Origin of the sequence: Sporosarcina sp. ACRSM (assembly GCF_022346545.1) — a bacterium.
Taxonomy (GTDB): domain Bacteria; phylum Bacillota; class Bacilli; order Bacillales_A; family Planococcaceae; genus Sporosarcina.
The window spans coordinates 88,154-110,057 of the sequence record NZ_JAKRNU010000012.1 but is presented as its reverse complement, the minus strand read 5'-3'; the positions used below and the strand labels follow the sequence as shown (position 1 = coordinate 110,057).

The window sequence follows — 21,904 nt, the reverse complement described above, 5'->3', positions numbered from 1 at the left end:
GGGTTTTTTTATGAATCAACACATCCTTTTTCGCAATAACATTAACATAACGGGGAAAGGCACAAAAGCCATGCTATTTGCGCCAGGATTCGGGTGTGATCAGAATATGTGGAGGTTGGTGGCTCCGTTTTTTGAAGAACATTTTCGTGTTATTCTTTTCGATTATGTTGGTTCCGGGAAATCTGATTATCATGCTTATAATCCGAATAAGTATAGTAATCTTAATGGATATGCACAAGATGTACTCGACATATGCGCCGCACTGGAGCTCAAAGAGGTAATTTTCGTTGGCCATTCGGTGGGCGGCGTAATCGGCATGCTGGCCTCGCTTCAAGAGCCTGATCGATTTGAGCAACTCGTTATGATCGGTCCTTCACCTTGTTATCTGAATGACCATCCGGATTATCTGGGGGGATTTGAAAGAGAGGATCTTGAGGCTTTAATCGAGATGATGGAAATGAATTACATCGGTTGGGCGAATTATCTTTCGCAAGTCATCATGCAGAACCCAGAGCGGCCGGAGCTTTCGCAAGAATTAGAGGAAAGCTTTTGCTCAACGGATCCAACCGTTGCCCGTCAATTTGCCATAGCGACCTTTTTCTCTGACTACCGAGAAGAGTTACAGAAAGTTACAGTACCGTCCCTCATTCTTCAATGTTCCGATGATGCCGTTGCACCGATTGAAGTAGGGACATATATGCATCGTACTCTTTCAGAAAGTACGTTTCGCTTAATGGATGCGACGGGCCATTGTCCTCACATGAGTCATCCGGAGGAAACGATCCGATTGATTAGCGATTATTTGACAACTATCTATGCGGGGTCTATTTCGAATGGATGAACAACTAAACTTTGCACCATGTGGATATGTATCCATAGATGATAACGGTACAATTCTGGCAATCAATGAGACGTTGCTCCGTTTACTCGGGCATAACCTTCAAGAGGTACAGGGGCAGCACATCAATTTGCTTTTATCAACCGCAAGCCGGTCTTTTTACCAACTCTATTTTTTCCCGATGATTCGGCTTCAAAACAAGGTCGAAGAGATGTATATTTCACTCAAGTCAAAGACTGAACAAGACATTCCCATTCTTCTGAACGCCAGCCGAAATGAGCGGAATGGGAAGATGACCAATGATTGCGTATGTGTACCGATGAAAAGGCGATATGAGTATGAGCAGGCACTGCTGACCATTAAAAAGGAAACGGATACGCGTAACCGGATGAAGAAAAAGCAAATAGCTGAGTTGGATCGTCTGCGGCACGAATTGGAGTCTAAGCAAAATGAGTTGTTGGCATTAAATGAAGAGCTCCAAAGGTTGGCCATTACGGATGGACTGACGGGTCTTAAGAATCGACGTTACTTACATGAAAACCTGATTTCCAATGTCGCCTTACACGCAGAACGATCCCAACCACTTTCACTGCTATTGATTGATATTGATTACTTTAAGAACATAAACGATAACTTTGGCCATATGATGGGCGACAAAGTGCTACAGGGATTTGGGCAATTATTGAAAGACGCTTCCAGAATAGATGATATTGCCGCTCGATATGGAGGCGAAGAATTTGCGTTAATCCTGCCAAAAACCGATAAACTGGGCGCTTTGAAAATCGCTGAGGGAATTCGTTCACAGGTCGAAAATGCAAATTGGGATCTGCCGACGATCACCGTCAGCATAGGGGCGGCGACCAGTTTAGCGGGGGATACTGAGAATGCTTTACAATCAAGAGCAGATCGCGCACTTTATGCTTCAAAAAATCGCGGTCGTAATCGGACCACTCATGCTAGTGATTTAGAATAGGTGGAAAATAGTGAAAAACCTTCCGAAGCCATGTTTAAAGAAAATGAAACAAGCAAAAACAATTTGCAGACTTATGGATGCGTTTCTAGGACAAGTAGAGACGCATTTTTACTAACGGGGGATGATGGAGTGCATAAAAGATTATTTAATCTAATCGGATGGATTTTGCTGTTAGGAATGCTCGCTTCATGGATCAGATTTGGCTTTTTAGATTTCTATTTGATAGCACTCCCTGCTACCTATGTTTGTTTCTCGATTTCTAATGGCAGGATAAAAAGATTAAAAAAGATAAAAGGCATATCAATACAACAAGTGATTCTAATTTTGTTTGCATTTATTGCCTCAGTCGGTATTGTATTCGGGCTTATTCAATTAGCCAATTACTTGATTAATGATCTATTTCAGTTAACAGGATGGGTGAAGACACTTAGTCAGTGGACTGCTGTTATTCTTTCGTTATATCCCGTGAAATTTACATTTGCCTATGTTGTGTATAAAGTAAACAATGATTTAAATGCAAAAAGTATGCGATAGAATGCGATAAGGTACGGAAGGACGCCATTTGAGAAAAGGTCTTTCCTTTCCAAGTGATTCTGTAAAAAAAGAGACTCCTATATTTAGGAATCTCTTGGTACATTTTGAATGTACTTTTCTTCAAGTAATTGTAACGCTTCATCAATCTTCTTTTCGTTAAGTTCTTTTAATTCCTTTTTCAATTTATTGTATTCTTCTTCTATCCAGTTGTGGTATTCACCATTTCTTTTTCTTAAATAGTCATGGCTTTCACGGGACATCAATTTTCGTTGTTGATATAAATATTGCAAGGCTGTTCCAACTTGGCTTCCTTCATCTACTCTTTTTTTGTATTCATCTGTTTCGTAGCCAAAAATATCGAGCGAATTCTTTAATTTATCATGTTCTAGACTTGTCGTTTTTTGCTCTTTCCACTTTTCCCAGCTTTTCGCAACTTCCTTCATTTGATCCAACTCGTTTTGCAGACTTTCCGCATTTTGTACGTCTTCGTATGTGCCCTCTGTCGCTTTGGCCACTTCTTTCAGCTGTTTTTGTCCTTCATTGTCGACATTAAATCCGATAACATTGACAATCGGCGTGATATCCGAGTTATAAAGCTGTTTGGCGGCTTCTACAGGATCATCATCACAGGTTGAAACCCCGTCACTGACCAAATAGACTATATTGGTGTTTTGGTCTCCCTTGAACTGTGCTAAATCTTCCTGTGCCTCATTGATCGCCAATTGGATCGGCGTCCATCCCGCTGGCTGCGCTTTTTTTAGCGAAGTTTGAAAGTCAGCTTTGTCGTATTTTCCTATTGGATAAATAAGATCACTGCTTGCGCATGAGCGTGCTTTATCATTCACATTCCCCGTACCCTCATGTCCATATATCCGGAGTCCCACATTAGCTTCAGCAGGCAGGCCTTCCACAAAATTAGTGATGGCGTTTTTTGCTGCAGCCATTTGTGTTTCCCCACCTAGATCTTTTCCCATGCTTCCCGAAGCATCAAGTAAAATTAAGACATTTAAATTTTCTTTGAAATGCATCCGGGGATCTTCAATATCAGGGTTGCCGATCGCTTGAAAGCGCATTTTAGCAAGCAACTCCTCAGGACCCTTAAAATCGTGCTGAAAAATTGCCAAGATTTCATTGTAGTAATGGTCAAGCTGCGCCTCTGTAGGTTCACCCGAAATATCGGGCAGGTGTGCAGTCAATTCATCCAGCTTCGGATGGTCTTCCTCGTGAATTCCAAAGAGCTGGGGACCTGTATAACCGGGCGGTAAAGCAGCCAATTCAGCTAATGTTTGAGGAAGTGGAGCGGGCTCCGTGTCTTCAGCTACAGCTTGCTTTTCAGCCTCATTTTCGGCTTCAAATTCAATTTCTTTTTCAGATTCCTCTACATCATCTACGGGCATGGTCTCGTTTGGAACTGAATTTTTTCCGTCACAGGCAGTGAGAATTAAAATGAAAACAGCCCATAATAAAAAGTGTTTTAGTTTCATAATTTCTCCTTCTCTACGCAATAATGTATTGCTTGATATTATAGCACTGTTTGAATTAGATTGAAGATTACCATACATAAATAGGAAAAAGGCACGAGGAAGAATGCAGTATAAAAATCTTTCTTGAAAGGTGATTTATAATAATTTTAGTTTGTACAGTTTTTTCTGTATAAACATTTTATTTTGTCGAAACGGTTGTATTCTGAAAATGTTACAGCTATACTAGTAAACATTCATATTTTTTATCTTCATTCAGCGGAAGACTCCACCTTTATAGGTGGTGGGATGAATGCGGTTTTGTTTTCCTGTTCAGCGGGTTTCCAAATGCCCGCTGAATGAAGATAAAGCCTCCGGCGGATGTCACAGATTTTTAGAGGAGCTTTTCGAGCGAGCTCGAAAAAAATCTGGACGCAATTACGCCGAGGCGTAATTGATGAATGTAAACAAAATTCTAACGAGTGGGCAAATTGTTAGTGAAAAACAAGGGGGAACTACAAGATGACACTTACAAAGAAATTAGCGGGTTTGGGAGCAACAGCTTTACTGGCATTCAGCCTGGCCGCATGTGGCAATGGTGACGAGAAGAATGAGGCCAGCACAGAAACCGATTCCACAAAATCGGTTGGTGAATCGGTCGATTATAAGATTATAGGAATCGATCCGGGGGCAGGCCTGATGGAAGCAACTGAAAATGCCATCGATGAATATGAACTGACGGATTGGAATCTTATTTCCGGTTCTAGTGCAGCGATGACGGCAGCACTGAAAAAAGCGTATGATAAGGAAGAACCGATTATCGTCACAGGCTGGACACCGCATTGGAAGTTTGCAAAATTCGATTTGAAATACCTTGAAGATCCAAAAAGCGTCTTTGGTGAGGAAGAAAAGACCCATACTATCGGAAGACTCGGGCTGGCTGATGACCTGCCGGAAGCCCATCAGATCCTTTCTCAATTCAATTGGTTGGAAGAGGATATGGGGGAAGTGATGATAGCGATTCAGGACGGCGAAAAAGAGGATGTCGCTGCACAAAACTGGATTGATGAAAATGAAGACAAAGTCGCGGAGTGGACAGCAGGCGTAGAGAAAGTGGACGGCGATAAAATCCAACTTGCCTATGTTGCGTGGGATAGTGATATTGCAACGATTAACGTTATGAAACTCGTTTTAGAAGAAATGGGTTATGACGTTACGATAACGCAAGTGGAAGCCGGTCCAATGTGGACGGCAATTGCGGATGGCAGTGCTGATGCCATACTCGGTGCTTGGCTGCCCATAACGCATAAAACGTATGCAGCTAAATATGAAGGACAATTCGAAGATCTTGGCGTCAGCATGGAAGGCGTCAAAATGGGTCTAGTTGTACCACAATATATGGACATTGATTCGATTGAAGACTTGAAAGAGTAAGAAGGAAAACAACTAAATATAAGTAGTCTGTTAACAGACAAGAAAAAGCTAGATCCTTTATAACGGGTCTTGCTTTTTCTTTGCGGAGAGCATGAAAGATGCCAGTTGCCTAATAAGTCTTCGGGATAGGGGAGCCAAGTGCCTTTTCCAACAGATCTTCATACTATATAACATCTTGTTACATGTGAGGAATAGGAGTTGACTGTTTGGAAAAGACAGAGCTGACGGGTCGGATTGTGACAACTCGTGATCCTGAATACGAGCAGGCCATCATCAATAATAATTTGAGTGACCAAAAATATCCAAAAGTCCTTGTCTTTTGCCAAAACACGGAGGACGTCTTGAATGCGTTGAAATGGGCGAGGGAAAAATGTGTTCCATTTCGAGTGAGGAGTGGTCGGCATAGTTATGAGAATTTTTCATTGGTCAATGATGGGCTGATCATTGATATTAGTGAAATGTGCAATATCCAAGTCGATCTTGAAACGATGACGGCCAAAATAGAAGCGGGTGCGAGTTTAGGGAAGGTTTATCAGGAGTTATGGGAGTACGGAGTGACGATTCCCGCAGGAACGGAAAGCAGCGTCGGTTTGGCAGGTCTTGCGCTTGGCGGAGGAATCGGGATGTTGAGCCGAGCGTTTGGACTTACTTGTGACAATTTGCTTGAAGTTGAAATGGTCAAAGCAAGTGGTCATCAAGGCGCTGAATTGATCAAAGCCAATAAACAGCTTCATCAAGATCTGTTTTGGGCTTGCTGCGGTGGGGGAGGCGGAAATTTTGGCATTGTCACTTCTTTCACTTTCAAGCTGCATCCGGTTTCGCAGGTATCTGTGTTCTCTATTACATGGGGCTGGGATGACTTTGAAGCTGCCTTTGATGCGTGGCAACATTGGGCACCTGAAACGGACGAATGCTTGACTTCGGAAATTGAGTGTAGAGCAAAGATTGCCAACGAAATTATTGCTCAAGGGGAGTTTGTAGGATCAGCGACCAAATTGCAGCAACTTTTGCAGCCGTTATTGGAAACTGGATCTCCGACCAAAATACTGATCAAGGAAGTCCCCTACATTGAAGCGGTGCGTTTCTTTGATGAGCCGGGCGGAAACTTGCCAGCTTATCGCAAGAGATCAGGTTCTTTTGTGGCGAAACCGTTCCCGAGAAAAGCGATATTGGAAATGAAACACTTTTTAGCCAATGCGCCCAATCGTGATTCGGCCATTTGGCACCAATCCCTTACAGGGGCGGTAGGGCGAGTTGCCCCTGATGAAACGGCTTTCTATTACCGGGATGTCAAAATTGCCCAGGAGTACCTCGCGACATGGTGCCATCCTTTTGAAGAGCGGGAAAACATTCGCTGGATCGAACAAGTGAGGAGAGCTTTATCTCGCTATACAACAGGTGATTATGTGAACTGACCGGATCGGTTTATTAAAGATTGGCTCACAGCGTATTACGGCAGGAATGTAAATCGCCTTCGCGAAGTGAAAACCATCTATGATCCCTTTAATGTCTTCAAATTTCCGCAAAGCATCCCACCATTTCGTAAACGTTTGTAACAGATGCCATGTACTCGAATAACAATTATTTGGGTACATGGCATCATGCCTTTTCGTTGTATGAAAAATCAAATAGGTTTATAATGGAATGAGTGTTCGTATGGTACCGAAGTGGACCTCGCAACAACAACTTAAAAAGGCATCTTAAATCTAGAAACGGGAGAGTGGGATCATGAATTTGCCACAACAATTGCAACCGTATGCTGCTAGACTAGCAGAAACGAAAAAGCCGGGTCTGCTTATTGAAGGGAAGGTTAGAGCGACGACAACCTTGGAAAGCAAGTTCGGGGGACAGCCTTACTGGCTAAAAACGGATGCTTATCCAGTGACCGAAAGTGGAGAACCACTACGCTTGCTGGCACAAATCAATTTTAGCGAGATGGAAGAGTCGATCCCTCATTACCCGACAGAAGGCATTTTACAGTTTTTCGTGGCGGATGATGATGTGTATGGATTGAATTTTGAAGATGGGACACATCAAGATACATTTCGTGTGGTGTATCATGAGTCGATCGAATCGGATCCAGCCAAATGGATGACAGACTTTCCCACATTCGGGGATGAGCATTATTTTCCAATCGAAAAAGAGAGTGCCTTGTCGTTTCAACGTTCAGATGAAATCGTATCGGGGGCGGATTATCGATTCAACGCGTTAACAAACGTCGATCAATGGCTAGAGAATGCGACAGATGAAGATTACGAGACGCACGACGAGATAATGGAAGCCTATCACGAGATTGCAAGCGGACAAGGTTCGAAGCTGGGTGGTTATCCTTTCTTCACCCAAGAGGATCCAAGGGCATATGGAGATTATCCAACATTCGATACACTTTTACTGCAAATTGACACAGACGACGAGTTGTCCATTATGTGGGGCGATATGGGTGTCGCAAACTTCTTTATCGCCTTGGATGATTTGAAAAACCGTGATTTTTCGAACGTTCTATATAATTGGGATTGTAGTTGAACAATCAAGCGCCATTTCCAAATTGAATAGGAAATGGCGTTTTACTCTCTTTATACCTGAAAAATCGAGTTGTCACAAAACGTTCACATGTAAGCGTTTTGAATTTGGCTGTATTATAACAAAGTTCAAATATCTCTTTTTTTCGCTACAAAATATAGTACACTAATAACAACGATAAAATAGTAGTTGAAAAGGAGAATGTTCTATGTGGGTAGTCACAGTTTTCGAAAATAAATTTGTCAGATTCTTTGAATTTGCTGATCAAGGTGAAGCCAAACAAGTCCTTCATCGTTTCCAAAAAAATGCTCGCCTTTCTTTTGTAGAATAATACCAAAAGCAAATAGGATGAACCATCCCTTTCCGTTGTTAAGCTGGAAAGGGATTTTTTTGTAATTTGAGTGCGGACGATTAGCGGCTTCATCTTGGCGAGGTCAATTTAAATGTAACAGAGTTTGAAAATGAAATAGGCGCATAGTTCCCAATCAAAGCTCTCTCCCAATTTTGAACGTTATGATCGTCCAGAAATTTTTTGAATGCTGCATAATCAGGCATTTCGATTCTTTTGGGAAAAGGTTTTTGATAAACTAATCTATACTTTTTTTCAAGCAGGGACCAAAGTTTATTGAATGCGGCTTTCTCCAATTCAATTTGCTTCGCTCTTTGTTCCATTCTTAGTTTTTCCATGTAAATTCTTTTTTTGGCTTGCTTTTCACCTAGTTTAAAAACAAAACGCAGATCCATTGCACTGATTTTCATCCTTAAATTCTCCGCGTGAAGAAAGGAAAAATCTTCGAGTTCATCAAACGTATTCTGCAAATCATCGACTAGAAAATCTTTGTCGTTTGGATCGAAACTGTCTACCCCAAAAGCTGCTCTTGTCAGCATCGATAAGTCCTCATCATCTTTGCTTTGTAATACAGTGTTATGGGCGTCACGAAATTGTTCCTCCATCCATCCCTCATACTTTTCTTCGTATGTCTCATAAAATAACCCGCAACCCGAAACAAAAGAAGCGATCGAGTTACCGGTATATTCCTCGAAAAAGTCTCCAACCTTTCCGTACTGTTCAATAGTGAAACGAGCGTCACCTAATTTTGTAAATAGATGTCCTGAATGATCCCAGGGTGGATCGAGCTCATGTGAGAGGTAGCGTTTTTGACCAGTCAATAGGTCGTAAGAAAGTCTAGAAGGAAAAAGCGTCATAAGTTCTTTCTCGGTCCGTCTAACTGTTTCTTTCAGCTCAGCTTCAATAGAGGAAATAAGTTTCTCCAATACTTTCAATCCCTAACCCCCAATCTAGAGAATTGTTTCTATTACTCTATCAAGTAATAGAATGTATGTACGATTATTATATCCAATTTCTTGTAGTCTCAAACATTAAGCTTCTTCTGCAGCTATGAATATTGGCGATGTTTTCATTAGTGAATCGGAGTTAGTTGAAAGAGTGATGGTTTCAGGCGAAACATCAGTTTAGGTTTAGCCAATCAACTTCATATGGAAGGGGCAGTCAGACTAGTCGTTCTGATTTACCACTCGCATTTCTTTATTCACCTACTACCACACAATTGACAACAGAAACTTTTGCTAGAATTGATGTGTCTTTTGGATAACAGAGAGCGACTCGATCGATAGTCGTGACAGGTACGTCAAAGCTGCAAAGCGGTGTTCCGTTACATGTATATTGAATTCGCATGAGAAGTGAAAATTGAATCATAACGAGATGAGTCCCGGGTGTTCCATGTAGTTGCTTTGGTGTATCAAGTACCGTAAAGCTAGTGGATTCCGGAACCATTTTGCAATGGACGTTGACAATGCCCCCCGAAGTCCGACAGTTCCGTATTTGCCATGCTATATCTCCTGGTATCATTCCTTTTTGACGTTGATCAGTACAGAAAACGACCCAGTCATGGACCCGTTTTGCACAAATACATCCAACTTGCTTTTCTTTTTGTGGCGAGCAGCGAATGATTTTTGGAACGGTTCGCGGTTCAAAGAGATTTCCTTGGATATGAACAATTACATCGGATTGCACCTGAATGTCTTTGGCCAACTCCATTTCCAGAAACAAAGGAACATCCTGCGGAAAACTGATCTTTGTCACAAATGCATCTTGAACCCCATTGAATGTTGTGTCGAAAGCATCGGGACTGGTTGGGAAATCGGTGGAAATCGTTAAGCCGGTGACATAGGCATCCCCCGCGCTGTCCAAGGCGATGCCATAACCTTGGTCGAAGCCAGTTCCACCTAAATACGTCGAATTGATTAACCGCGTACCTGTAGGATCGATCTTGGTCACAAATGCATCGACTACGCCATTAAACGTCCTATCAAAAGCACATGTGGTCGTAGGAAAATCATCCGATTGAGTGGCCCCCGTGACATAGGCGTTCCCGGTATCATCCACGGCGATGCCCAATCCTTGATCTGCATCTGTGCCTCCCAAATACGTAGAATAGGCGAGTGTTGTACCGAGAGGATTAAGTTTCGTGACAAATGCATCGCTGTCCCCATTGTACGTTGTTCGATAAGCGCCCCAAGTGGTTGGGAAATCAGTAGAATTGGTAAATCCCGTGACATAGGCATTCCCTCCGTTGTCCACAGCGATAGCCGCACCCGAATTGTTATCCGAACCTCCTAAGAATGTGGAATAGATGAGCGACGAACCTGTAGGATTGAACTTTGTCACAAACACATTGGCAAAGCCAGTGAACGTCGATTGAAAAGCTGTCGGGGTAATCGGGAAATCCATCGATCGTGTCACACCGGTAATATAGGCGCTTCCAGTGCTATCTAAGGCGATGCTCAAACCTTGATCTAAATTCGTGCCCCCTAAATATGTGGAATAGACAAGAGCCGAGCCTGTTGGGTTGAGCTTCGTCACAAACGCATTTCCGGGTCCATTGTTCGACGTCTGGAAAGCGGCCGAGGTCGTTGGGAAATTAGTGGAAGTGGTGTAGCCGGTGATATAGGCATTCCCCGCATTGTCCACGGCGATGCCTGAGCCCTGATCGAAATCCTCTCCCCCTAAATATGTGGAATAAATGAGCGCTGTCCCCGCAGCATTCAATTTCGTTACAAAAGCATTTGCAAGCCCATTATTCCCCATTTGAAAAGCACGCGGAGTGATGGGGAAGTCACTGGAGGAAGTGATACCGGTGACATAGGCGTTTCCAGCACTGTCTACGGCGATGCTCCATCCCTGATCTAAATTCGTTCCCCCTAAGTATGTGGAATAGACGAGTGCTGTCCCTGTGGCATTCAATTTGGTCACAAATGCATCCCGGTTGCCGTTGAATGTCGTATCATAAACGCCTGGAGTGGTAGGGAAATCAGTGGAAGTGGTGTAGCCAGTGATATAGGCGTTCCCGTCGTTATCCACTGCAATCGCATATCCTTGATCATAGCTAGATCCACCTAGGTATGTCGAATAGATGAGCGGATCAATAACCAAAGGATATCGCTCTTCATAATCTTCTCCTATTGCAAAGGTAATGGAGGTTTCACCTTTCTTGCCGTGAACGAGCTGAAAAGCACTTTCCACATGGTGAAAATCCTGATCTTTCTTGAGATAACTGAGAGGGGACGTGTCGAGTATCAACCCAAATGGTGTATCAATGAGTAGATTTCCTTCCTCATCTAGGAAAAAACCATCCGCTCCCGCGTAGGTGAAGCGGATCGCTTCTATTTTTGCACCTGGCTGCAACACAAATTCATATTTAATTTGGCCTTGTTTGCTTCGAAAAATGAGGTCAATGCCAGGCCATACTTCGCGATAGATCACTTCCTGAAAAACAGAAATATGAGTATGTCCGTTTTCGGGATTTTTGCCGCGAAAATAGTTGACGGTCCCGGGCATTTTCCCTCTCACTTCCGGTTTTACGCCCTGATTCGCGCCAAGAAGACGGAAATCAAGACGAAGCCCTTTTCCCGTTGTGCAAGCCTTAATTTTGTTGGGGCGCTTACGCTTGAATTCAATCGACGATGGAATTTTCTCTTTATAAACAAAACTGACCCCCTCGTTCGTAAAGAACACATCATAACCCGCGCCTTTTGCATAATAGTGGATTCGACGATCTTCCAACTGTCCCTCATTCGGGATGAAATAAAGCGGGAGCTGTCCATATCGATGAATCGGCAGCTTTTTCGATGAAATTGACATAAAGCGCATCATCCCCCTCGATTCACATTGCTTTAGTATATGACTAGGATTGTCAAAAGGAGAGCCGGTCATCTGTCAAGCGTCAACATCACATGCATCGTATTCTGAATCACTTTGGAACAAGGCACTTTTATTCATCCTCTTTATCCGTCCTACTATTAATGATATGATACGATAAACATAGATAACGATTGAAATGAGGGGAGTTCTGTGTTCCTAGATAAACTGCAGCAGAAGATAAAAGAAAATCAGTTTTCATGTATAGGGGAGGACACGGCTTTTCGGTCGGCTGTGTTAATTCCATTAGTGCAAGTAGATGGCGAATGGCATGTCCTTTTCGAAGTACGTTCTTTCACCATGCGAAAACAACCAGGGGATATTAGTTTTCCGGGGGGACGAATTGACGCGACCGATTCGACTCCATTTGCGGCAGCTTTGCGCGAAACGCATGAAGAGTTAGGTGTTGATCCCAAAGCAGTAACGCTCATTCATGAATTAAGCCCATATATTGCGTCGCCTTCCTTCATTATCTATCCATTTGTCGCCACTTTTGACTATAGTGAAATTATCCATGGTTACAACGAGGTGGAAGTGGAAGAGGTGTTTACAGTACCTGTGCAATGGCTATTAAATCATGAACCGTATATGCATGAGGTTTCCGTTCAACCAATGCCTGCATCTGATTTTCCTTTTGAAAAAATCATGAACGGTGCCCAGTATCAATGGAGAGCCCGCTCAATAGAAGAGTGGTTTTTTGAGTATGGGAAATACACCATTTGGGGACTGACCGCGAGAATTTTAAAGCATTTTATTGACATAATCAAGTAATTTGACTATTTGGTCCTAGCACGAATCCAAATTGTTTTGGAACCGTTTGAAGAAATGAAAATAAAAACAAAATAAAAAAGCCCTTGAATGTGAAGAGAAAGCAGCAATCTAAGATCGGTACAAGATCGAGGTATGAGCTGCGTTCGGTCACTTCAAGGGCAATTTGTCGTTCTGTCGATTTCATCTTCTTTAATCTGGAGGACTTATTGGACAGCCCTTAGTCAAATGAACCATAGCAATAATTAATTTGTTCATATGTTATAGAAGCAAGGTTGTAAAGCTTTTTTCAATCTGGCTAACAACTAGGAAAGGAGGTTATGAAATGAGCAACTGGAAATGTAAAAGATGTAGTTATGAAAATAGGTATCCAGTGAAGAACTGCAAGCGGTGTAACAATTATCATTCTAACGATAGCATACAGGAAAATAATCATTGGCATTACAATCACTTTAATGATGCAACGGTTTTTGAGGACTACGATCAGTTCTCATCTGTAGATCAACATTCCGATGAAGTCATATGGATTAAAGATTCTTGCAACATTAGCGTTCAGACTACAGATACGCAAGCATCGGTTTCTCTTCAAGTGGGCTTACAACTCGCAATTGCTTTAGTTGTAAGTATTGTAATTGGTGATTCTGACCGGGGCCAAGCTGTGGCACAAGATATCTATCAGCAATTTAATGACGAACAAACCAATAGACAAAAAATTTATATTGATAACTCGAATGACGTTAATATCGTAACTACTGATACAGACTTGGCTGTGAATATTCAAGCGCTACTACAAGTGTTGGTTTCATTAGTCGTTAAATTGGATGTCCTTTAACTTAATCCTGCACTGTTTTTGTACCGCAATTGAAGCGCCGGTTACAGAAGTCCCTCGTTTCCATAAGTGGCGGGATGAATGTTAGACAGGCATTCAATGTAGTCCGAATCAATATAGGAAGGCAATTTAAGTTAGTAGAATTAACAACGAAAAGAGGTGGGAAAAATGAGTGGAAACAAATGGAGGGCATTAGATCATTGCCATAATACTAGAAACAACAATGCGGATGTTCAACAAAATGGAGAACAATTAGTGTCCAATAAACAGCAATCTTACGAATGGATCATCGTAAGAGATTCCGAAGGTGTTGATATACAAACAACGGATACGCAAGCAGCATTGTCATTACAACTAGGAATCCAAGCAGCAATTGCGGCAGTCATTAGCGTTACGATAGGAGATACAGATCAAGGCAAAGCAGTCGCGCAAGATATGAAGCAATATATAAAAACAAAACAACGAAACGTACAAAAAACGATTGTTGAGGGATCAAGAAATATTACCGTTACAACAACGGATACCGACTTGGCTGTAAACATCCAAGCATTGCTTCAAATCCTTATTACTTTAGTAGCTAAGTTGGATATTTTGTAATATGCTGTAAATTAAATTGGTGTTACAATCAGAAAATATTTAACTATATCATGTAAGGTAAGTTTTTTATCAACGCAATAAAGGAATTCCTTTGTTGCGTTGAAAATTATTTACTTTTGGTTTACTACTAAAAATAAGTCAAGAAGCAAAACACAAAATGTTTTTCGTCTCCTTTTAATTGATAGTTGCATATAAATAATACGAGCGATATCACAAGAAGGAGCGATGGCTTGAGCGATTCATCCAAAAAAACAAATGCAATTCCCGACAAAGTGATTGATTTAATAGTGAGTAATACGCTAAGTAAAAACGGGGTAGATCTTGAGGAGATTAAAGGGAAGTTAACCGCTGAGCAAAAACAGTCACTTAAAGAGCTTGTAGAAGAGCTAACCTTACAAGTCGATCAATTTGTTGATAAACCTACATCTCGGAAAAAGGATTCCAAATAAATAACTATTTTACTTAAAACGCCATTAATGTTGGCGTTTTTGATTTTGGAATTCAGCGCACCATTTAGACCTTGCAAAAGGAATAGAATAGATACAAAAAAAGAGTAGCGAATATGCTGCTCTTTTTAAATTGAAGAGTGGAACTAAATAGAGGAACAAGGATCTTACATTCTCGATTGGTCTTAGAAACCGGCGTATTTTACATCCATTCATCTGCTAAAATGTACTATAATACGTATGAAAGAATACTAGTAGAGAGAAGGCGGATCATATGCTGAAAAAATTAGCTTCGGATGCATTAGGATTATCGGATATCGGAAAAATTATCGGTCCAGAAGATTATGACAAAACGGATGCGGATGATTATATTCGACATGAGGACAATGAGAAGATTTATTTTTTAATCAAGACAAAAGCGGATGAATACTGCTTTACAAATATTGCATTCATTCACGTTGACGGTGAGAAAGCGGTCTCTTCAAAGCGTTTGCTCAAACGCTACCCGTATACGCAATATCAAATTACCGATGTATTTTTGGAAACGGCAGGAAAAGTGGATCTGGATGTTGAAATCAAGTTCTCTTTGGGTGATCAATCATTCAGCATTGACGTTGACAAAAAGCAACTCGATAAATTGAATGATCTGTATAAAGCGTTGGCGTATATTTCGGAAACAGTCCATGAAAACAATATCCTGTTCGAAATCGCAACGGGAAGTCTCGATAAAGCTGTCACCGTCCTGCATAATACACGTCCGTCCGATATCCAGCTGGCCGACCAATATAAACAATTGACCGAGTTCGGCTTCTCTTGGCTCACGTCTGCTCGTGATCAATACCAAATCAAAGATTTCGGCGATGTGTTTGAGCGGTATATTAACAACTAACAAAAGCATGTGGGGTTCCAGGTTCTGAAACAAATTCGGATTGTTTTGGAACCTGGGACCTTTCGCTATTTTACGGGCAATTTGGGTGAGCATGTGATTGCTTAGTATCGCGAAGGATTAACGGTACAAACTTATAGCAAAGAGGGAATTGAATTGAATGGCGGATTTTTCAATTGCATGGGAATAGGGCAACATTTGGTTAATCAATCCGAATCCAGCAAACGTATTTTATGCTGATAACTGGCGATCCAATCATCTGTTTGAAATGAATACTGCTTCCAAAGGCTGGCATCCTCATTTGTTTCACTCGTTTCCAATAAATGTAATTCACTCGGTTTCAAGGTCATCATTTTAGAATCGATCACTTTTAATTCCCTCTGGTTTCTGTCCAATGCCCGGATTGCCGCTTGCACGTTTTGCGTTTTGTCCGAATGGTTTTGAATGAAAAACTGATTGCTATACGGCGTGTCACGGCAGCTTGTGTTATTCCGCAGACATTCTTTTTCTGAATTTACGAGGACAATGGGGAAATCACCCATATTAGCAGTACTTGCAGCTTCCATTGCCTGATGGATCGAAACAGAAAAAGCAATTTTTTTGCCCGTCGGTTCCGCAACAAACAGGACGATTAACAAGTAGACAGCTAAACATATTACAAAGAGATTTACGTTTTTGGGATTATGAATGGATTTTGGAAGATTCTTTCCCATCGTTTTTGTGATCATGACATTTATTAGCAATATGATGCCTGAAAGAAGCACGGTGATTGCCATACCGATCCAGTTTTCTACATTTGTTTGGAATAGCGAAAAGCCATAGGAGTGCCGTAAATACATTTGAATGGTTACACCAATTCCAACTAGCAAAAGCAGAAGAACTGCAGGTAATTTCCACTGGATTTTTTCTTTTTTTCCGGATTTGACATCGATTGCTGACCAAATCACCATGATTCCCGGGATGGAAAAAAGGATGAGGGAAGTCATTACAAACAACATGTCAAACACCTCCTCGTCATAGCGCTGGTGAAACCGTTTTTCTTCGAATTAGCTGTTTCTAAGAAAAATATTGTTCAAGCTACTATACGCTTGATCTTCCAATTGGTTTCAATAGAAATCGAATGACATTGCCAACGTTCCTATTTCAATCTATCAATAGAGTACTGGCATCAGACTCCGTGGCAAATTGAGGCTCGCATAATTCCGAACGTTCGAAACAAGCTATACGTTAGTTGCTGTCTTGTTGGCGCTAATTGCTTAGTTGGAGGATAGGATATGCATAAACCCTTTACACCACAGCTTGTCTATTTCGAGCCAAAGGCCTTGGATTATCCGTTAGGAAAAGAACTGAAAGAGAAGTTTGACAAGCTGGGCATCGAAACACGCTTTACGACTTCACACAATCAAATTCGAGATTTACCAGGTGAGACGGATGCGCAAAAATATCGGATTGCAAAGTCGACATTAGTCGTTGGCATTCGAAAAACACTGAAATTCGATACATCCAAACCGTCAGCTGAATATGCAATCCCGTTTGCGACAGGATGCATGGGCCACTGCCATTATTGTTATTTGCAGACAACGATGGGAGCCAAGCCGTATATCCGGACGTATGTCAATGTAGAGGAAATCCTTGACGCCGCCGATCAGTACATCGAGGAGCGTGCACCGGAAATCACCCGTTTTGAGGCTGCCTGTACTTCTGATATTGTGGGAATTGATCATCTGACCCATACATTGAAACGGGCCATCAATCATTTCGGACAGACGGAATTAGGAAGGCTAAGGTTTGTGACGAAATTTCATTATGTGGATCATTTGCTCGATGCGGCACATAATGGCCATACGCGCTTCCGTTTCAGCGTCAATGCCGATTATGTCATTAAAAACTTCGAGCCAGGCACTTCTCCTCTAGCGAAACGGATCGAGGCGGCAGGGAAAGTGGCAAGAGCAGGCTACCCACTTGGCTTTATCGTGGCACCCATTTATATCCATGAAGGCTGGGAGGAAGGCTACCGGCATTTGTTCGAGCGTCTGGATGAGGAATTGCCACAAGATGCACGAGAGGATATTACATTTGAATTTATTCAGCATCGCTTTACAAAACCGGCTAAAAAAGTGATTGAAAAGAACTATCCGAAGACAAAACTGGAGTTGGATGAATCGAAAAGGCGTTATAAGTGGGGGAAATACGGTATTGGAAAGTACATTTATCAAAAAGACGAAGAGGATGAATTAAAGGATCGTTTATATGGCTATATAGAAAAATTCTTTCCAAACGCTAAAATCGAGTATTTTACCTAAAGGATGTCATGATAGATCGTAAGGACTCTCCACTTGAAACTGAAAGTTGCCGAAACTCCAATTTCAACCGAGAGGACTTTCATTTTGCCGGCTATTCCGATCATAAACTAAAGTGAAGGCGAGTTGATGTTGAATGGATACGCAAGTCATTACGAAGATGAATATACGAAAACCCGCACATGAAGTTTTCGAAGCTCTAGTAGATCCTGAAAGAATGTCTAATTATTGGTTTTCTTCGGGCACTCATCGAGTTGAGCAAGGTAAGAAGATCATCTGGAGATATGACGAATACAAGGCTGAAGTAGAAATCAATGTGCTTGAAGTCGAACAAGAAAAGAAAATTGTTTATTCATGGGGAGCACAAGGGCAAGAAACGATTGTTACGATTTCATTGGAAGAGTTGGATCGTACGCATACACGGATTGAAGTAAACGAATCAGGCTTTCAAGAAGACGATCCCGAAATTGTGCACAAAATGATGGGGCAAAAAGAAGGTTGGGTGTATACGTTGACTTGCTTAAAGGGCTATTTGGAGAACGGCATTGATACTTTGAGAGCATCCTTAGTTCACTAAGTGTGGGAACGGTTATAAAAAGTGAACTACTCACCACTTAGCTGCAGTTTGAGATGGGAAATTTTCGCAAAAAAGGTTATTATGATGGAGTATTAAAACTTTGAATCTCCTAAAGACCAAGCAGTGGACTTGCTGCATCTGATCGTTTCCGGAAAGATTAAGGAGAGCTATAATCTGGAGGCAAATTCGCCAAAAAGTAATAGAGAGAAAAATAAGGGGAGGAAATCATTTCATGCAAACGAAAATTTTCGGCAATCACGAAGACAATACCATCCGCCAGTTTCAGAACTGTTTGGAAACGGGGAATGTCATAGGCGGTGTGCTTTGTGCGGATGGGCATTACGGGTATAGCCAGCCAGTGGGGGGAGTCGTTGTTTATGAGGGGCAAATTTCTCCATCGGGCGTCGGCTATGACATCGCGTGTGGCAATAAAGCGGTTCGAACGAATATAAAGTATGAGGACATTAAAAACATACTTCCAAGCATAATGGATGAAATTGCGGGGAAGATCTCTTTCGGTGTCGGAAGAAAGAATAAGAAACGTATCGATCATGAGCTGTTCGATGATCCAGACTGGAATGTCTATCAGCAGATCGGGAAACAGGAACATGATCGGCTGAAAAAGTTAGCGATCGATCAGTTAGGAACGGTCGGTTCGGGGAATCATTTTGTCGATCTTCTTATCGAGGAAAAGACAGGTGATCTGTGGATTGCCAATCATTTTGGCAGCCGTGGTTTTGGTCATAAGACAGCAAGCGGCTTTTTGAACTTGGCCAATGATCGTGGATTTTCGGATCGTGCCCCTGGTGAAAATATGGAGCAGGCGCCCACGCTGATCGATCTAGATAGTGAACTGGGAGATATGTATTTCCGGGCGATGACATTGGCGGGCAAATATGCGTATGCCGGAAGGGATTATGTCATTGAGCAAGTTCTGAAAATACTCCGTGCTGAGGCACTGTTTGAAGTACATAATCATCATAATTTCGCTTGGAAAGAAACGCATAATGGCAAGGAGACAATTGTCGTTCGAAAAGGGGCGACACCGTCTGCACCGGGGCAGTTAGGCTTTATCGGCGGCAGCATGGGGGATATTTCAGTCATCGTCCAAGGGAAAGACAATGTGGGAAATGAACAAGCTTTTTACAGTACCGTTCACGGTGCAGGCCGCATTATGAGCCGCACGCAAGCCGCAGGGAAAATGAACTGGAAAACGCGTACGCGTTCCGGAGGTAAAATATCTCAAAAGCAAATGGACGATGCAGTGAAAGAATTCGGTGTCATGCTACGCGGGGGCGGGACGGACGAAAGCCCCTTCGTCTACAGAAAACTGCAAACAGTGCTCGATGCACATCAAGAAACGATTGATGTTTTACATGTCTTGAAACCGGTCGGCGTCTGCATGGCGGGTGCCAATGAGTTTGATCCGTATAAAGATTAAGGAATGTTAATTTGAGGTAACCATTATTATATGTGAAATCCATAATGGGGGAATACACATAATTTGTTTTCTAAGCTTTGAAAAAGGAGCAACAATCAGCGTGATAGCCCCTTCATCTGGATGACCGATTGAACTACATCATTTTTTGCATTTTAGGCAAATCGACCCTTCCATTGAACGAATGCTCAATGGAAGGGTCGAGTGCTTCGGCGATAATGATATTGACAAATTTAGCACCGTTTATCTCCTGATGGGCTCGTTTTGTTGGAAAGTACATATTCCTTGGGACGTAATCGTCTTTTTTAGTTGGGATAATATATTTATCGCTTCATGTCTCTGATGTGCTTGCAATACAAATTGAAAGACATATACGGTCGCGCACAGCTTTTTCTAACTTCTTCTAGTTTTGCTTCTTGCACACGCTGCATCGCCTGTCAAAAGTTCTCCCCTTCGATATAGAGATCTTTCGAATCTATTGGGAATATATGGTAAATTGCATGACTGAGGGACTTTTTCCTCTCCTCATAAGATCGTATCGCTAATGTTTCTACACTTTTAATTTTGCAAGGTACTGCTGTCCTCCTTTTCGTTCCAACATTCTCACTCTATATAACAAGATAAACGGAGCGGTAGGGAAAAGATACTTTCAATTGCTTGATTATCAATTGCGCTTACAAGTTCATTTACTGTTGAAACTGTAATTCCTTTCATGTAGGGCATTCTTTCATGACATGTTATTTTTAACCTGATAAAACTTCATGTTTACGAACTCTAAGTTGTCTCCATTTTCATAACAAATAAATCAAAGTGTTCTAATCTCCGTATGAAGCAGAGGAAATGTGTGTACGGGATGTCTAGTAAAGATAAAGCCCAATTGAGGATGATATTGTTAGTTAATTTACAGCAGGATGACAATTTGATGTCATGGAGGGTTATGGGTTTAACTTTTAACAGATATTCGTTAAGATGCAAAGTAAGCTTTTGAATAGAATGAGACAAATCCGAAAGGGGCTTACAGGATATGAAGTTGAAAAAAGTATTAATGCCGTTTATGGCAGGCGCGCTAGCCTTAGGTTTAGCCGCTTGCGGTGACAAAGAGAAGGCGGCACCAGACGAGACAAAGCAAGAAGTCCCAGGGAAACAAAAAGAATCTGCGGAAGAGATGCAAGCGAAGTTGGCCGAACAGCAAGTGGACAAGAACAAGGTCGTTGCGCTTGTCAATGGGGAAGAACTGACCGGCGAGGACTATAATGCCGCACTGACGTCCGTTCAAGGGCAGTTGCAACAAATGGGACAAGATCCAACCAGCAAAGAGGGCGCTGAACAAGTAAAGGCGCAAACACTAGATACTCTTGTGAATCAAACATTGATTCTTCAAAAAGCGAAAGAGGCTGACATAAAAGCATCTGCATCTGAAATTGATGAAGAGTATTCATCCATTGAAAAGCAATTTGGAAATGAGAAAGAAATGAAGAAAGTCCTAGAAAGCCAAGGTGTGGATGCCAAAACATTAAAAGAACAAATTGCCGATTCCATCCTATTTGAAAAGTACATTGAAAAGGTGGCACCAGCGGGGAAGGTGGCGACCAAAGAGATTAAGGAATATTACGACCAAGTTGCCTCCACATCTAAAGAAGCTGGACAAGAGCTACCACCGCTTGAAGAAGTAGAGAAGGAAATCGAAGGCGTTATTAAACAGCAACAACAGCAAAAACTGATGATGGCACATATTGAAGAGCTGAAAGCAGCTGCTGACATTGAACTGAAATTGTAAAAGTAAGAAGTGTAATGCTTAAAAAATCAAGCTGACTAGGCGATCGTGCCATAGTCAGCTTTTTTGTATGTTAAAACGTATAGGAGGCCACTTGATCAACCCTAAGTTATTTCCGTGTTGAATGTTTAGTTTGTCTGCTTATCATTACCGTGATTGCCGGTGATACGAGCATACCTGTCATCAGACATTTGTACATGTCCTAAAAGCTTAACCCCAAGATGACATCAATAATGACACCCATACTAAATATTGAAACGCGTTCTCTTTGACTCATGTACTAGGCCTCCATTCTCTTTAATAGTACATTC

General features: G+C 41.8%; 19 protein-coding genes and 1 pseudogene. 16 read left to right on the top strand and 4 right to left on the bottom strand.

What is annotated here, in order from left to right; translation table 11 throughout:
• Positions 1–10 precede the first annotated feature (10 nt).
• The 3 genes from MHZ95_RS17420 to MHZ95_RS17410 are packed head-to-tail and all read left to right on the top strand — an operon-like array spanning position 11 to position 2,345.
• The gene (locus tag MHZ95_RS17420; RefSeq protein ID WP_239392066.1) at positions 11–841 is read left to right on the top strand and encodes an alpha/beta fold hydrolase; all 831 of its coding nucleotides are present in this window, start codon (positions 11–13) and stop codon (positions 839–841) included.
• On the top strand, positions 834–1,811 hold the full coding sequence (locus tag MHZ95_RS17415; RefSeq protein WP_239392065.1) for a sensor domain-containing diguanylate cyclase: 978 nt from the start codon (positions 834–836) through the stop codon (positions 1,809–1,811). Before MHZ95_RS17420 ends, MHZ95_RS17415 begins: the two co-directional genes overlap by 8 nt.
• On the top strand, positions 1,812–2,345 hold the full coding sequence (locus MHZ95_RS17410; protein ID WP_239392064.1) for a disulfide bond formation protein DsbD: 534 nt from the start codon (positions 1,812–1,814) through the stop codon (positions 2,343–2,345).
• Between the two features lie 83 nt (positions 2,346–2,428).
• Here MHZ95_RS17410 and MHZ95_RS17405 read toward each other — a convergent pair whose 3' ends face one another.
• Positions 2,429–3,907 (bottom strand): VWA domain-containing protein, encoded by a 1,479-nt coding sequence (locus MHZ95_RS17405; protein ID WP_239392063.1) that lies wholly within the window; start codon positions 3,905–3,907, stop codon positions 2,429–2,431.
• Between the two features lie 420 nt (positions 3,908–4,327).
• Between MHZ95_RS17405 and MHZ95_RS17400 the strand changes: the two genes are divergently transcribed.
• From MHZ95_RS17400 to MHZ95_RS20905, 4 genes and pseudogenes are all read left to right on the top strand, one after another.
• A complete protein-coding gene (locus MHZ95_RS17400; RefSeq protein ID WP_239392062.1) occupies positions 4,328–5,239 on the top strand; it encodes a glycine betaine ABC transporter substrate-binding protein in 912 nt (303 codons plus the stop codon).
• 206 nt (positions 5,240–5,445) lie between these two features.
• Positions 5,446–6,795: pseudogene (locus MHZ95_RS17395) on the top strand (FAD-binding oxidoreductase).
• Between the two features lie 172 nt (positions 6,796–6,967).
• Complete coding sequence (locus MHZ95_RS17390) at positions 6,968–7,762, top strand: YwqG family protein (RefSeq protein WP_239392061.1); 795 nt, start codon at positions 6,968–6,970, stop codon at positions 7,760–7,762.
• A gap of 205 nt (positions 7,763–7,967) precedes the next feature.
• A complete protein-coding gene (locus tag MHZ95_RS20905) occupies positions 7,968–8,090 on the top strand; it encodes a hypothetical protein (protein ID WP_255726826.1) in 123 nt (40 codons plus the stop codon).
• Positions 8,091–8,179: 89 nt separating this feature from the next.
• On the opposite strand, the gene MHZ95_RS17385 is transcribed toward MHZ95_RS20905, so the two are convergent.
• Together MHZ95_RS17385 and MHZ95_RS17380 are read right to left on the bottom strand one after the other, a co-directional pair.
• Positions 8,180–9,043, bottom strand: a complete 864-nt coding sequence (locus MHZ95_RS17385) for a hypothetical protein (protein ID WP_239392060.1) — start codon at positions 9,041–9,043, stop codon at positions 8,180–8,182.
• 262 nt (positions 9,044–9,305) lie between these two features.
• Positions 9,306–11,921: an SBBP repeat-containing protein gene (locus tag MHZ95_RS17380; RefSeq protein WP_239392059.1), complete on the bottom strand. Its 2,616-nt coding sequence runs from the start codon at positions 11,919–11,921 to the stop codon at positions 9,306–9,308.
• A gap of 210 nt (positions 11,922–12,131) precedes the next feature.
• On the opposite strand from MHZ95_RS17380, the gene MHZ95_RS17375 reads away from it, so the two are divergent.
• The 5 genes from MHZ95_RS17375 to MHZ95_RS17355 all read left to right on the top strand — a co-directional run bounded on the left by MHZ95_RS17375 (position 12,132) and on the right by MHZ95_RS17355 (position 15,507).
• Positions 12,132–12,749, top strand: a complete 618-nt coding sequence (locus tag MHZ95_RS17375; protein ID WP_239392058.1) for an NUDIX hydrolase — start codon at positions 12,132–12,134, stop codon at positions 12,747–12,749.
• Positions 12,750–13,071: 322 nt separating this feature from the next.
• Positions 13,072–13,578, top strand: a complete 507-nt coding sequence (locus tag MHZ95_RS17370) for a spore coat protein (RefSeq protein ID WP_239392057.1) — start codon at positions 13,072–13,074, stop codon at positions 13,576–13,578.
• A gap of 165 nt (positions 13,579–13,743) precedes the next feature.
• Entirely contained in the window at positions 13,744–14,172 is a 429-nt protein-coding gene (locus MHZ95_RS17365; RefSeq protein ID WP_239392056.1) for a spore coat protein, read from the top strand.
• A 230-nt stretch (positions 14,173–14,402) separates the two neighbouring features.
• The gene (locus MHZ95_RS17360; protein ID WP_239392055.1) at positions 14,403–14,621 is read left to right on the top strand and encodes a spore coat protein; all 219 of its coding nucleotides are present in this window, start codon (positions 14,403–14,405) and stop codon (positions 14,619–14,621) included.
• A 271-nt stretch (positions 14,622–14,892) separates the two neighbouring features.
• Entirely contained in the window at positions 14,893–15,507 is a 615-nt protein-coding gene (locus MHZ95_RS17355) for a PH domain-containing protein (RefSeq protein WP_239392054.1), read from the top strand.
• A 203-nt stretch (positions 15,508–15,710) separates the two neighbouring features.
• On the opposite strand, the gene MHZ95_RS17350 is transcribed toward MHZ95_RS17355, so the two are convergent.
• Positions 15,711–16,502 (bottom strand): hypothetical protein, encoded by a 792-nt coding sequence (locus tag MHZ95_RS17350; RefSeq protein ID WP_239392053.1) that lies wholly within the window; start codon positions 16,500–16,502, stop codon positions 15,711–15,713.
• Positions 16,503–16,778: 276 nt separating this feature from the next.
• Between MHZ95_RS17350 and splB the strand changes: the two genes are divergently transcribed.
• From splB to MHZ95_RS17330, 4 genes are all read left to right on the top strand, one after another.
• The gene (gene splB, locus MHZ95_RS17345) at positions 16,779–17,807 is read left to right on the top strand and encodes a spore photoproduct lyase (protein ID WP_239392052.1); all 1,029 of its coding nucleotides are present in this window, start codon (positions 16,779–16,781) and stop codon (positions 17,805–17,807) included.
• A 133-nt stretch (positions 17,808–17,940) separates the two neighbouring features.
• Positions 17,941–18,381 (top strand): SRPBCC family protein, encoded by a 441-nt coding sequence (locus MHZ95_RS17340; RefSeq protein ID WP_239392051.1) that lies wholly within the window; start codon positions 17,941–17,943, stop codon positions 18,379–18,381.
• A 232-nt stretch (positions 18,382–18,613) separates the two neighbouring features.
• Entirely contained in the window at positions 18,614–19,822 is a 1,209-nt protein-coding gene (locus MHZ95_RS17335; protein ID WP_239392050.1) for an RtcB family protein, read from the top strand.
• A gap of 1,021 nt (positions 19,823–20,843) precedes the next feature.
• On the top strand, positions 20,844–21,596 hold the full coding sequence (locus MHZ95_RS17330) for a SurA N-terminal domain-containing protein (RefSeq protein WP_239392049.1): 753 nt from the start codon (positions 20,844–20,846) through the stop codon (positions 21,594–21,596).
• Positions 21,597–21,904: the final 308 nt, after the last annotated feature.

Excerpts from the sequence above, each read along its gene's own strand:
- MHZ95_RS17365 (WP_239392056.1), top strand. The coding sequence starts at position 13,744 with ATGAGTGGAAACAAATGGAGGGCATTAGATCATTGCCATAATACTAGA.
- MHZ95_RS17420 (WP_239392066.1), top strand. The coding sequence starts at position 11 with ATGAATCAACACATCCTTTTTCGCAATAACATTAACATAACGGGGAAA.
- MHZ95_RS17370 (WP_239392057.1), top strand. The coding sequence starts at position 13,072 with ATGAGCAACTGGAAATGTAAAAGATGTAGTTATGAAAATAGGTATCCA.
- MHZ95_RS17390 (WP_239392061.1), top strand. The coding sequence starts at position 6,968 with ATGAATTTGCCACAACAATTGCAACCGTATGCTGCTAGACTAGCAGAA.
- splB (WP_239392052.1), top strand. The coding sequence starts at position 16,779 with ATGCATAAACCCTTTACACCACAGCTTGTCTATTTCGAGCCAAAGGCC.
- MHZ95_RS17380 (WP_239392059.1), bottom strand. The coding sequence starts at position 11,921 with ATGTCAATTTCATCGAAAAAGCTGCCGATTCATCGATATGGACAGCTC.
- MHZ95_RS17400 (WP_239392062.1), top strand. The coding sequence starts at position 4,328 with ATGACACTTACAAAGAAATTAGCGGGTTTGGGAGCAACAGCTTTACTG.
- MHZ95_RS17335 (WP_239392050.1), top strand. The coding sequence starts at position 18,614 with ATGCAAACGAAAATTTTCGGCAATCACGAAGACAATACCATCCGCCAG.
- MHZ95_RS17330 (WP_239392049.1), top strand. The coding sequence starts at position 20,844 with ATGAAGTTGAAAAAAGTATTAATGCCGTTTATGGCAGGCGCGCTAGCC.
- MHZ95_RS17415 (WP_239392065.1), top strand. The coding sequence starts at position 834 with ATGGATGAACAACTAAACTTTGCACCATGTGGATATGTATCCATAGAT.
- MHZ95_RS17350 (WP_239392053.1), bottom strand. The coding sequence starts at position 16,502 with ATGTTGTTTGTAATGACTTCCCTCATCCTTTTTTCCATCCCGGGAATC.
- MHZ95_RS17405 (WP_239392063.1), bottom strand. The coding sequence starts at position 3,907 with ATGTATGGTAATCTTCAATCTAATTCAAACAGTGCTATAATATCAAGC.
- MHZ95_RS17340 (WP_239392051.1), top strand. The coding sequence starts at position 17,941 with ATGGATACGCAAGTCATTACGAAGATGAATATACGAAAACCCGCACAT.
- MHZ95_RS20905 (WP_255726826.1), top strand. The coding sequence starts at position 7,968 with ATGTGGGTAGTCACAGTTTTCGAAAATAAATTTGTCAGATTCTTTGAA.
- MHZ95_RS17355 (WP_239392054.1), top strand. The coding sequence starts at position 14,893 with ATGCTGAAAAAATTAGCTTCGGATGCATTAGGATTATCGGATATCGGA.